The sequence below is a fragment of the Roseibium sp. RKSG952 genome (assembly GCF_009711355.1).
On sequence record NZ_SMMF01000913.1, the window covers coordinates 1 to 12,178 of the forward strand.

Sequence of the window (12,178 nt, forward strand, 5' to 3'; positions counted from 1 at the left end):
TTTTATCCCAAGATGCGCAGGCTCCGCCTGCTGCGCCTTGCCACTCCCCATCCGGTAAACGCCGCAGGCCAGCCGCGCGGCGGGTTTTGCGCTGGCTAAATCCCGTCGGCTCCGGCCGGTCCGCCTGTCCGGACTTCCGTCCGGCAGCTCCTGTCAAATACCGCAATATTATTTACGGCTTCATTCTTGCTAGGGTGGAGGGAACCGTGTTCGGTCTGCCCGCCGACGCCATGAATTCCTCCGGGACGCAAGAGACGCAGGTGAAGTCGAGACTGTTGCCCCTTTTCGTGATCATCGGCGGTGCGCTGGGGCTTCTGATCGGCAGCTACAGCCCCGGCACAGCCCAGATCCTCAAGCCGTTCGGCGCGATTTACGTGCGGCTGATGGAAGTCGTCGTCCTGCCCTATCTGGTGTCGTCGCTGATCCTCGGTCTCGGACGCCTGTCGCCGGCCGAGGCGCTGACCCTGTTTCGCAAGAGCTGGCCGGTCTACCTGTTGCTCTGGGGCACGGCATTTGTGTGCCTCGGGATTGCCGCCGCCACCGTGCCGCTGGTCAGCAAGTCGACGCTGGTCGATTTTTCGCCGCAACTGCCCAGTGCCACGGGCGATGCCGAGGCCTTGATCGAGCTGCTCGTGCCCGACAACCTGTTTCAGGCGCTCAGCCAGGACTACATTCCCTCCGTGGTGCTCATGGGGGTCATTTTCGGCATCGCAATCCAGCACACGACCAAACCCACCACCCTGCTTGACGTGATGGCGACGATCCGCAATGCCTGTATTCGGGTCTGGGGCTGGATCGTGCTGCTTGCCCCGATCGGGGTCTGCGCGCTGTTTGCGCAAACGGTCGCGAGCTTCAGCCTGTCCGGCCTCGCCCCGTTCATGCTCTATGTCGCCGTTTTCGAGCCTCAGCGCGCTGGTGCTGACCTTCTGGACCCTTCCGATGCTGTTGACCGCCTTCGTGCCGCTCAGTTACCGGGAGATCCTGGCCGGTTTCCGCGAGGCCCTGGTGATTGCGGTCGTCACCTCCCTGTCGGTCGCGGCCCTGCCGCTGATCCAGGACGCGGTTCAGAAATTCACGGGCCGGATAAAGGCCGGGGAAACCGACTCACGGCAAACAACGGAAATCATCGAAACGTCCCTGTCGGTCAGCTACCCGCTCGCCCAGATCGGCAATTTCTTTATCCTCGTGTTCCTGTTTTATGCGGCCTATTACTATTACATCCCGCTCGACAGGCTGCAGATCCTCGAGATCCCGTTTGTCACCCTCCTGTCCGGTGTCGGCTCGCCAACCTCGTCGATCGGCGCGGTGACCTTCATGGCCGACTGGCTCGGCCTGCCCGGACGCACGACCGACCTCTATGTGGAAACCATGTCGATCACCCGCTATGCCCAGGTGATCACGTCCGTGGCCGCTTTCGGGTTCGTGACCACCATCGTTGTTTTCATGTTCTACGGGAAAGTCCGGTTCAATCCGCGAGCATTTGTCCTGACCCTTGCGGTGACGGCCGCCGCCTTTTCCGGCATATGGATGTTTGGCCGCTGGGGCGGCGATCACGTCGCGCTGCATTCGGCACCCACCTACATGACAGCCAGCCTGCCCCAGGCCGTTCAATCCTACAGCGACGCAAATCTTGCCTCCCCGCCACCGGTCGGAAATGACACGAAAAAGCACCCGGGCCAGACGGATCCGGACCCCGGTCCGAGGGGCTTGAAGTCGATCCAGCGCATCGAAACCACCGGCGTCTTGCGGGTGGGCGTAAACCCGAATGTCATGCCATTTTCCTACGAAAACGCCCGTGGCGAACTCATCGGGTTTGACCTCGAGATGATATACCGGTTCGCGCAAAGCATGGATGTCAAGCTCGTCTTCCGGACCTATGACTGGAAAACCCTTGTCGACGATCTCAAAGCAGGCAAGTTCGATATCGCAATCGGCGGGCTTTACATCACCGATGACCGCCTGGAAGATCTCGACGTCAGCCGGCCATATTTCGAGAGCCCGCTGGCATTGATTGTCAGAACCTCCCGGTTGCAGGACTTCCGGTCCCGAAGGTCAATCTCGAAACTCGACAACCCGACAATCGCCGTTTTCGATGACCCGGTCTTGATAAATCTCACCAGGCGCGAGTTTCCCAATGCGTCCTTGAAGATCGTGCAGAATTACGATCAACTTGAAAATTGGAGGGATGCCGATGCCGCAATCTGGACCTGGGAGCAGGCGCGGGCCCTGGCGATCTCCATGAAAGGCTATTCGGCCGTCGTCCCCTATTCGGTGGTTGTCCCGAGCGACAATGCCAACCGTTTTCTGTTCGCATATCTCATGCCGCCGGATTCGCCGGGGCTTTTGACATATTTCAACTATTGGCTGGACTTGTTGAAAGACAGCGGGGTTCTGGAGGACATGACCCGCCGCTGGATCAATCCCGCCTCGACCGGCCCGGCGGACTAGAGCGGATCCCGGCCATCCGGACCCGATTGATCGAGGCGCGCAGCCGCAAGAATTCCGGCAAGAATTCCGGCCTGCCGGAACCGCAGTGCCTATTCCTCGGGTTCGACGGTGAACTGCAACGGGTAGCCCAGACGCTGGGCTGCATCAATGGCCCGGGTGGCCTTGGTTTCGGCGGTGTCGCGCGGATAGATCGAAACGACACAGGCACCCTTTTGATGCGCGGTCATCATCACCTTTTCCGCCCCGGCGTTGTCGAGCCGGAACTCGCCCTTCAGCACCATCACCACAAAGTCCCGTGGTGTGAAGTCGTCATTCAACAGGATCACGCGGTAGAGCTTGGGCTTTTCCACCCGCGTCCGCAACCGCGGTTTAAGGTCTGTCTGGCTCATGGCTCTGTCCAATTCCAAACTCCGATGCACCGGCCGCACGCCGGATCTATCGGTCGATTTTTTTCACAAACGGCACCAAAACAGCCGCAAGGGCACTTCGGCGATTACTCGGGCCAGTACAATAACACACAAGACCACATGGGTCCCTCAGCAGCTCGCCCCGGGCCCCCTGGCAGTATTATTGCACTGCAAAAACCAAAAATCCAGAAGTCCGGCGCCGTAATATGGAACACCGATTCTCCTGGGTAGGCCGGTCTTGCCGCCAAACCGGCAAAAACGCAAGCCCGCTGCGGGGGCTTACCGTTCCCCGCAGCGGGCTTTTTGTCAGTACCGGCCATTTCATGCGCCGTGCCGGACAGGCTGGCAGGCACCCGAACTCAGTGAGCAGCCACCTGCCGCAAAAAACCGTCGATGCGATCGGCAAGCTCGCGGGTGGTATCGGCCACTTCCGACGAAGTCCGCGACACATCCGCCGCCGACCCCGAGGTGGCGTCGACGGCCCCCTTGACACTTGTCATGTTCTCGGTGATCTCGCGGGTTCCGGTGGCGACTTCCTGGATCGAACCGCTGATTTCCGCCGTTGCACTGCCTTGCTGGTCGAGGGCCTCGGTCATCGACGCAATGAAGGTGTTCACCCGCGTCATGATTTCCGCGATTTCCTCGATTGCCACCACGCTGTCGCTGGACGCCCCCTGGATAGCGGTGATCTGGGCGGAAATCTCTTCCGTCGCCTTGGAGGTCTGGTTGGCAAGCTCCTTGACTTCGGCAGCCACCACGGCAAATCCCCGGCCGGCCTCTCCGGCACGGGCCGCCTCGATGGTGGCGTTCAGCGCCAGCAAGTTGGTCTGTTCGGCCACATCCTGGATCAACTGAAGCACAGCTCCGATCTTCTGCGCGGACGCCGCAAGACTTGCGACCTGCTCGTTGGCCGAGGTCGCCTTGATGTTGGCTGACGCGACCACTTCGCTGGTTTCCGTCACCTGACGCGAGATTTCCGAGATCGAGGCCGAGAGCTGTTCGGAGGCAGAAGCGACTGTCTGAACATTCGCATAGGCCTCTTCCGTTGCAGCCGCGACCGACCCGGTCCGTTCCGTGGCATCCGCAAACAGATCCATCAGTCCGGAGGAGATCCGGGCCATGTCTTCATTGGACCGCTCCACGGGTTGCAGCAGCCGGCGCGTGTCATCACGGAAGGAATCGAGCAAACGCTCCAGACCAACCTGACGCTCGTGATCCTCGGCCATGCGCTCCTGCTGGTCGGCCTCCAGTTGTCGGTGCCGCTTGCAGGACTCGCGAAAGGTCTCGACATGGCGCGCCATCCGGCCAAGCACATCCGCCCTATCGGTGAAGGGAACCTCTGTTTCGCCCGTACCGGAGACAACGGCCGCCATGGCCGCTTCGAGCTTCGCGATGCGGCGGTTGCGGGGCATATTTGCGAAAACCGCAGCCAACCAGACAAGGACGGCTGCCCCGAGCGCAAGCGCCAGAGTTACGCCGCCAAATGCTGGCACGCGGTATGCAAATGCCAAAAAAGTGATCGCTGCAATCGCCAGAACCGGTCCGGTCCGCCTGAAGTCAACGGATTGCCAAAACGTCATCAGGGCCCCCTGTCAATTATTCCAGTTCAGTAATCACAGAGCATGCGAAAAAACTCTTAACTCCCAAGGGCAAATTCAGGGACAAATTGACATTTCCTGCAGTGAACCAGCGGGGCACGCCAGACGGCGGCCGGTCCACCCTCCTTGGCACCCCCGGACCAAATGAGCGTGCGGCCGCTTGCCGCCGTGCAGAAACAGCGATCTGACACGTGCAGTCTGGCGTATGGGGCAAACCAGACCAAAAAGCTGCGATCACAGGAGACATAAGAATGCCCTCTGCAATAGCCGCCCCCTTCACCCAAAGGAGTCTGGAGTTCTTCGCCGCCCTGTTTTTGAGCCTCATGGCGTTTTTTACTTCCGGTTCTGCTCTGGCTGATCTGAGAACCGCCTCCCGGTATGTCCCTTCAGCTGAACTCGTTGGCGAGGGCCGGATGACATTTCTCGGTTTCCGGGTGTTCGATGCCCGGTTGTTTGCGCCGGACGGAAGCTACAGCACCTCACGACCGTTTGCCTTGACGCTGACATATCTTCGCAATTTCAAGGGCGAGGCAATTGCCGAGGAATCTGCCAAGCAAATGCGCAAGCAGGGCATGCCGACGGGCGCGAAACTCGATGGCTGGACCCGGCAGATGCGCGCGATCTTCCCGGATGTGCGCCGCGGGCAGTCGATCACAGGCATCCGGACATCGCAAGGAACCACGAAATTCTACATCGACAGCCGCGGTATCGGATCGATCAAGGACCCCGAGTTCACGCGGCGCTTCTTTGCGATCTGGCTGGGACAGAACACCTTGAACCCGCGCTTGCGCGCCAAACTTGTCGGCGCAGGATCTTGAAGAGTACCGCATGAGCAATGCCGCAGACGGTGCACAATCTGCACCTGGACATTGTCCGGGGACACCCGTACATGAGCCCGGTCTCCTGAAAAACACGCAGCTTGCGCAATATGGCTTTATAGCGTTGCCGCTCGCCTTTGCAGGATTGCCGGTCTATCTCAACGCCCCGACATTCTACGCCACAAGTCTCGGTGTCTCTCTGACATCCCTCGGCATTGTCTTGCTGGCACTTCGCATCATCGATGCCGTTCAGGATCCGTTTATCGGTTCAATCAGCGACCATTATAGCGGAAAGCGAGCCTGGATCATTGTCATCGGCCTGTTGCTGCTCGGCGGCGGCTTCTGGATGATTTTCAATCCGGTTGCGACCGCGCCATTGGCCTGGCTCGCGGCCTCCGTCTTCATTTGCACGACCGGGTTCTCGGTTGTCACGATCAATCTGCAAGCGCTTGGCGGCATCTGGGCAACGACCACCCATGACAGGACCCGGATCACGACCTGGCGCGAAGGCTACGGGCTGATCGGGTTGCTTTTCGCAGCCATTGCCCCAACGCTTCTTGGCGCCAACGCGGCGCCCGAACATGCCTTCAAGCTGCTCAGTGTCTTCTATCTGCCCCTGCTTGCCATCGGCGGCGCGGCCCTGCTCTTATGGTTACGCACCGCACAGATCGCCCGCACGGCTGCGGGTCATTCCGGGGCGGGATGGCGGGACGTTCTCAGCAGTCCCTGGCGGCGGCAGTTCTTCGCGATTTCGCTCCTGAACACGTTTGCGAGCTCGATTCCTGCCGTTCTGGTGTTGTTTTTCATCCGGGACCGGCTGGACGCCGGGCATCTCACCGGCCTGTTCCTGCTGCTCTACTTCCTGTCCGGCGCAATCTCGATGGCGATCTGGCAAGTGCTGGCGCGCCACCTTGGCAAGGTCAGGGCATGGGCGCTTTCCATGGCGGTTGCGGTCGTGACCTTCATCTGGGCGGCTCTGCTCGGGCCCGGGGACATTGTCGCATATGCCGTGGTCTGCGTCCTGTCCGGCCTCGCTCTGGGCGCGGACCTGGCCGTCCCTCCCTCCATTCTGGCAGACCATATTGCGCAAACGCGGCGGCAGCCGGAAGCCTCACGCATGTTCGCCGTCATGACCCTGATTTCCAAGGCGGCCTTTGCGCTCGCAACCGGGCTTGCACTTCCCGCCCTCGGGCTGGTTGGTTATCATCCGGGTGAACCCATGACCCCGGCCCTCGGGATCTCCTTGAGCATTGTTTACGCCGTGGTTCCCTGCGTTCTGAAAGCGTTGACATTGGTCTGGGTGCTTGCGAAGGAAAGCGAACTCTCGCTCGACCGGGCGCAGCCACCGTTGCTTGAAAAACTGTAAGGCATTTGGGCATACGGAACCTGTTCGGAGCGCTTGATCCATGCACTTTCGACCCCCCAAAAAATTTCAAAAACCGGCTGAAGACCCGATCGCGGCGGCTCTGGAACAGGAGGTTCTTGCCGAAAAAGCCGGTACGCTGGCACGCCTGAACAAAAAGCTGGAAGCCGCCCTGGCAAACATACCGGCAGCAGACGAACAGGCTTCGGACGAGAGCAAGGCCTTGCGTGAACGCCACTTGCAAGTGGCTGGCGAAGCTTTGTGGTTTGTCCAGATCCAGCGGGAACTTTGCGGCCTGACCCGTCACCAGGCATTTTACGACCACATGGGTGTTCCGAAGGAAGTCCGCGTGAGACTGGGGCCCAACACCAGCCGCCATACCGGTTGACGCAATCGGGTCAGGGCTTTCGATAGCGCCGGACGAACGCGGCCATGGTATTGGTCAGACTGACCGCGACGCCCGCAAGATGCCGCTTTTGCCCGGAAGGAGAGGAACCAGCTGGACCGCGAGGATTGAACTCAATATCAATCCGCACCCGATCAATCCCGCAAGGCCGAGCCGTTCGCCAAGCAACAGAGCCCCGGCCAACGCCCCGAACAGGGCTTCCGATGACAACAGGATCGCCGCGTCGGTGGCTTGCGTCCACCGCTGGGCAACCGCCTGCAAGGTGAAGGCCAGACAACCGGACAGGACGCTGGTATAGAAAATCTCGAACCAGGCCGCCTGCAATCCGCTGACGGTGATGTCCTCAAACGCTGCCCCGGCGCCAAATCCGATCAAGCCCGTCAGCAGAAACTGGACAAATGCAATCGCAAGGGGACGCCCTGTCCTTGCTCCGGCCCGGCCGATCAATCCGACATGCAACGCCCAGAACACCGCGCAAACCAGCATGGCGCCGTCGCCCCAGTTCAGCGCACTCAGGCTGCCGCCGCCCAGAAGCCAGATTCCGGCCAGCGTCACACAAGCCGCAGGCAGCAAAATCGGATGCAACCGGTCCCTGAACACGGTCGCGCCCAAAAGAGGAACAAGCACCACATAGACAGCCGTCAGGAATGCAGCGTTTGTTACGCTGGTGACCACAATGCCCACCTGCTGAATTGCAATGCCGAAAAAGAAGATCACGCCGATGCCGGCAAACGACATCCAGTCCGCCGTTCCAAGCTTCGCGTCCGGACGCAAACGGTGTTCGCGAAGCGCAAAGGGTGCGATCACGAGCGCGGCAATCAGGAAACGGATGCCGGTAAATGTCAGCGGACCGACCGCGTCCATGGCGGTTGACTGGGCCACAAACGCCGATCCCCAGATTGCGGCAGCAAGAAGAAGCAGAAAGTTGGCGGAAAGACGAGACATGCCGCCCGCGTATCCGAGCACTCGCGCAATTGCAATCGGGAAAATGCGTCGTTTTAGCTACGCCGTCTTGCACCCTTCCAAGGCACTCGATTTTGACGTAACGTCACACCCAGTCAAAAACAGGAATTTTGAATTGGCGCAGGACAGCCAAAGGTATCGTCGGCAACTACGGGCACGGCCCGCTGGTCACACAGCGGTCTCGTCATCTCGTGCGCCCGGACACCTGACGCCTGACGGATCGCCTTGTGACTGGCAACGCTCCCCGCCAGCCTTGCAGGGAAAGCCGAGGCAGCCGCAATTCCACCGAAGCGGCCTTGCACAAGACACAGGAAATTTATCAGCGGCATCGGTCACAAGGGAGATATTCGACCCGCAGGTTGGTATTCACCTGTTTGCAAGCGCGCTGAAGCCAAACCAGGCATTCCGATAAATACGTGTTTTTTGGACACATCCGCCAAACAACAGCTTCTTCGTTCTGGAGAAGCCTTGAAATAGAAAATGCACAATGGTTTTTATGGCCGCCGATTCAACAAAGCTCGTCAACCGAGGCCTTGTGCCAACCGGCAAGGAAGTACCGGGACCCAAGAGTTCACGGTTCTCAAATCCCGCTGGCAAAGAGACCATTGAGCGCGGGCGCATATACAATCTGGGCGCAACATTGTTCAAGAAAACACTAAAGCCATTGAGCGTCGCCATTGGATTGTCGATCGTAACACCACTTGCCGCACCTTCCGAGTTTGCAGCGCCCGCGCAGGCGAGCATTCGCGTTGTACCGGAAGGCAACCGGTACGATTCACAGCCCAAAATCCCGTTTGCATCGGCACGCCGGACAGCTGCGCTGAAATCGTCCTATGATGCGAAGTTCGACCGGATTCTGGCAGTCTTGCGCCGGGACCGCAGATTGATGGCATCGATCAAGCGGGTTGCCCGGATCTACGGCATCGACCCGGTCCACATGATCGGCGCCATCGTCGGCGAACACACCTATAATTATGACAGTCTCGACAGCGCCCAGTCCTACTATGTGAAGGCCCTGTCCTATGCCGGCATTGACCTGACTTTCGACTACAACGGCGAACATGTTGAAGAGTTTGTCTTGCGGCCGCAATTCGAGCGCTGCCGTCAGGGCGGGCGCGCAAACTCGAGCAACCGGTTGTGGTCCTGCTATGAACGGGTGTGGGACAACAGCTTCAAGGGGCGGCGTGTGGACGGTGCTGCCTATCCGAAGAAAAGCTTCAACGAAACATTCTTCCAGCCGTTATTTGCCGGCCAGAGCTTTGGCCTGGGCCAGCTGAGCCCCCTCACCGTCCTGAAAATGACGGACCGGGTCGCACGCCAGAGCCGGAACCGGGCGCTGACCGCCTCTGACGAGAGTGCGGTCTACCGCGCGACCATGGACCCGGACATATCGCTGCACTACATGGCCGCGATCATTCAGGACGCGATCGAAGCTTATCGTTCTGTCGGCAAAGTCGATATCTCGAACAATCCCGGCCTGACCGCCACTCTCTACAATTTGGGCGACCCCTGGCGGCGTGCGGCGAAGTATCGCCGGGGCGCCCAGACCTGGCCCCGTGAGAACTATTATGGCTGGCTGGTCAATAACCGTATCGATGACATCAGGTCACTGCTTTAGGTGGCAACGGCTTTCCCGGCGGCTCATTCGTACCAGCAGCGCTTGGTCATTTCCGTGGTTTTCCGGCCGGTCTTGCGGTCAGTCACTTCCAGTGGAAGGTCCTTGCAAACCTTGACGCGCACCATGAACGGGGAATTGGCCCCCACGACCTGGGGCCCGCCGTTTGCGGCATCGCGCTGGATCTGTTTGCTGATAGCGAGGCGATCAAAAAAGTCGGTCGCCTCTGCGTCGGTGATGGAAACGGCTCCGAAGAGCCCGAATGAAAGCGCTAGCGTACTTGCAAACCGTATCATGGGCCGGTTCTCCTCCTGATCATGTGACAGGATATGAGACCGCGTGACCTTTGCGAAAGGCCCCTCACCGGCTTGTGACGGTCAAAAATGCCGCTGCGTCTTCACCCCCTCCGGCCTCACGAAGTCAGAAACGGGTTGGTTGCCCGTTCATGCCCGAAAGTGGACGCCGGCCCGTGACCCGGAACAAAAGAGACATCATCTCCCAAAGGCAACAGCTTGTCGCGGATCGACGCGATCAGTGTTTCATGATTGCCGCCCGGCAAATCGGTCCGGCCAACCGACCCGGCAAACAGAACGTCGCCTGAAAACGCGATGCGTAGTTCCCTGTCAAAAAAGACGATATGCCCAGGTGCATGGCCCGGGCAATGAAGAACATCGAACGTGCGGCCTGCAAATTCGATCGTGTCGCCGTCCGAGAGCCAGAGATCTGGCTCCACCGGGCGCACATCCGCCAATCCGAATTGCCGTGCCTGATCCGCAACCCGCTCGATCAGCGGCCGGTCGTCCTTATGCGGGCCTTCCACACGTACACCGAGTTTTTCGGCAAGATCCGCCGCCCCGCCGACATGGTCGATATGTCCGTGGGTCAACACGATCTTTTCGACCTGGACACTGTTTTCCTGAATGGCCTGCGCAATCGTTTCCACATCACCACCCGGGTCAATGACCGCTCCACGGCCTGTCTTCGGGTCCCAGACCAGCGAACAATTCTGCTGGAACGGCGTAACCGGGATAATCAGGATCTTGATCGGAGGCTCCCCTCCTGTTTGGCCCCCCTGGCTGGACGAGGCAGTCTGATCGGACATTTTCTGGCGTCTCCGAAATGCAGCCGCCCGGCCGGACTGGCGGCAAATTGTGATACTTGGGCAAAGCGCCGGTTAATGCAGAATTAATGTGACGGGCCGCTTCACCTTCCCAGCCGCATCTCGTACAAGAAGAAGCGGCCCGTGAACAGGGCGTCACCGACTAGCGGGTACTGACACAACAATGAAGTTGCACTTCCATCGCCTCATTCTTGCTGCCGGACTGCTTCTGGCGAGTTTCGGGACATCATCTGCCGAGCCGCTCAGAACGCCGCCAAGTTTCGAGAAATGGTCCGTAAACTGCGGAAATTCCGGAATGTGTTATGCCTCCGCGTTCGTGCGGGATCAGGCGACATGGGTTGATATCCGCATTATCCGGGACTGGCGGGCCGGTGCCGAAGCCCTGGTCCGGTTGACCACAAATGCGCCCTTGGCGGCGGAAGGCACCATCAAGCTGTCAGTCGATGGCCGGGAAATCGATGCCTTTCCGGTCGAGCAACTGCGGGAAATCCAGTCAACAATCGTGGCGCCTCCCGGATTTCGGCCGATCGGCGGCGAAGGCTTCTGGGTCCCGGTCGGACCTGCCACCAGAGCGCTGGTCTCGGCCATGCGGGCCGGCAATGTGTTGACCGTCAGCCTGCCGGCCACGCCGGACCCCGTGACGATCAAGGTTCCCCTTCAGGGAAGCCGCGCCGCCCTGAGGTGGATCGACGAGCGGCAATTGCGCTCCGGCACCCAGTCCGCGCTGGTCAATCCGGGCGAAGCACCGGCCGAGGATGCCCCGCATGCCGTACCGGTGCTGGCACCTGACACATTGCCGCCGGCCGTCCAGAAAATCTGGGATGCCAACAGGTTTTGTTCCGACATTGATCCGGCGATTTTTGCAAGTCTTGATGCGGTCGCCGCCCCTCTTGAAGACAAGTCAACGCTTTATCTTCTGCCTTGCGGCGCCCCCAGCGCCTATAACACGCCCTATGTCGCGATCCTGGGAACTCCGGACGGAAAGGCCCGCCAGCTCTATGTCTCGCGCATGGCCGAGAAGGGCCCGATTGCATCCGACCTGATCTACAACGCCCGCTGGTTTCCGGTTGAAAAACAGATGCACGGTTTCTTCAAGGGCTCGGGTTTGGGCGAATGCGGCATCTGGGACCGGTGGGTCTGGACAGGCAGCAACTTCGTATTGACCGAAGAAGCCAGCCGCCAAACCTGTGATGGTACTGACGTTTCGTTAGACACGTGGGGGACCACCTGGCCTGCCGCTGCGTCAAAAGAATAGCGTTTTGGCCAAGGAATTTCTTGCGAATTTCATAATTGCGCCTTTATGATACTGAGACAGCGGACTGGATCGGGCTGCGCAACCTTTGCATCAACCCAATCCTGTGTTGTTGGCGAGCACGTTTGAAACCGTGTTTGGAGGAGCGTCTTGCGGGTAAAAGCGCAAGGATTTTAAGGGTAAGTGCC

At 59.7% G+C, this 12,178-nt stretch carries 11 protein-coding genes and 1 pseudogene; 7 read left to right on the forward strand and 5 right to left on the reverse strand.

Annotated features, from left to right (window positions below; all coding sequences use genetic code 11):
- Positions 1–230 precede the first annotated feature (230 nt).
- Together E1297_RS51315 and E1297_RS50365 are read left to right on the forward strand one after the other, a co-directional pair.
- A pseudogene (locus tag E1297_RS51315) lies at positions 231–836 on the forward strand (cation:dicarboxylase symporter family transporter); the annotation flags it as partial.
- Positions 837–885: 49 nt separating this feature from the next.
- Complete coding sequence (locus tag E1297_RS50365) at positions 886–2,448, forward strand: ABC transporter substrate-binding protein (protein WP_155141196.1); 1,563 nt, start codon at positions 886–888, stop codon at positions 2,446–2,448.
- Between the two features lie 89 nt (positions 2,449–2,537).
- Here E1297_RS50365 and clpS read toward each other — a convergent pair whose 3' ends face one another.
- Together clpS and E1297_RS19175 are read right to left on the reverse strand one after the other, a co-directional pair.
- Positions 2,538–2,837, reverse strand: coding sequence for an ATP-dependent Clp protease adapter ClpS (clpS, locus tag E1297_RS19170; protein WP_155141198.1), 300 nt, complete (start codon positions 2,835–2,837; stop codon positions 2,538–2,540).
- Between the two features lie 377 nt (positions 2,838–3,214).
- Entirely contained in the window at positions 3,215–4,435 is a 1,221-nt protein-coding gene (locus E1297_RS19175) for a methyl-accepting chemotaxis protein (protein WP_155141200.1), read from the reverse strand.
- 269 nt (positions 4,436–4,704) lie between these two features.
- On the opposite strand from E1297_RS19175, the gene E1297_RS19180 reads away from it, so the two are divergent.
- The 3 genes from E1297_RS19180 to E1297_RS19190 are packed head-to-tail and all read left to right on the forward strand — an operon-like array spanning position 4,705 to position 7,022.
- The gene (locus E1297_RS19180) at positions 4,705–5,271 is read left to right on the forward strand and encodes a chalcone isomerase family protein (RefSeq protein WP_209015866.1); all 567 of its coding nucleotides are present in this window, start codon (positions 4,705–4,707) and stop codon (positions 5,269–5,271) included.
- A 10-nt stretch (positions 5,272–5,281) separates the two neighbouring features.
- Complete coding sequence (locus tag E1297_RS19185; RefSeq protein ID WP_155141202.1) at positions 5,282–6,637, forward strand: MFS transporter; 1,356 nt, start codon at positions 5,282–5,284, stop codon at positions 6,635–6,637.
- 40 nt (positions 6,638–6,677) lie between these two features.
- Entirely contained in the window at positions 6,678–7,022 is a 345-nt protein-coding gene (locus E1297_RS19190; protein ID WP_155141204.1) for a DUF6665 family protein, read from the forward strand.
- A gap of 54 nt (positions 7,023–7,076) precedes the next feature.
- Here E1297_RS19190 and E1297_RS19195 read toward each other — a convergent pair whose 3' ends face one another.
- Complete coding sequence (locus tag E1297_RS19195) at positions 7,077–7,985, reverse strand: DMT family transporter (RefSeq protein ID WP_155141206.1); 909 nt, start codon at positions 7,983–7,985, stop codon at positions 7,077–7,079.
- 505 nt (positions 7,986–8,490) lie between these two features.
- Here E1297_RS19195 and E1297_RS19200 point away from each other — a divergent pair.
- On the forward strand, positions 8,491–9,621 hold the full coding sequence (locus E1297_RS19200; RefSeq protein WP_244327816.1) for a DUF1402 family protein: 1,131 nt from the start codon (positions 8,491–8,493) through the stop codon (positions 9,619–9,621).
- Between the two features lie 23 nt (positions 9,622–9,644).
- Here the strand turns inward: E1297_RS19200 and E1297_RS19205 are convergent, their stop codons facing one another.
- Together E1297_RS19205 and E1297_RS19210 are read right to left on the reverse strand one after the other, a co-directional pair.
- Entirely contained in the window at positions 9,645–9,914 is a 270-nt protein-coding gene (locus E1297_RS19205) for a hypothetical protein (protein WP_155141208.1), read from the reverse strand.
- Between the two features lie 116 nt (positions 9,915–10,030).
- On the reverse strand, positions 10,031–10,720 hold the full coding sequence (locus E1297_RS19210; RefSeq protein WP_155141210.1) for an MBL fold metallo-hydrolase: 690 nt from the start codon (positions 10,718–10,720) through the stop codon (positions 10,031–10,033).
- Positions 10,721–10,901: 181 nt separating this feature from the next.
- Here E1297_RS19210 and E1297_RS19215 point away from each other — a divergent pair, with 181 nt between their 5' ends.
- Positions 10,902–11,993, forward strand: a complete 1,092-nt coding sequence (locus tag E1297_RS19215; RefSeq protein WP_155141212.1) for a DUF1176 domain-containing protein — start codon at positions 10,902–10,904, stop codon at positions 11,991–11,993.
- The last annotated feature ends 185 nt before the right edge of the window (positions 11,994–12,178 follow it).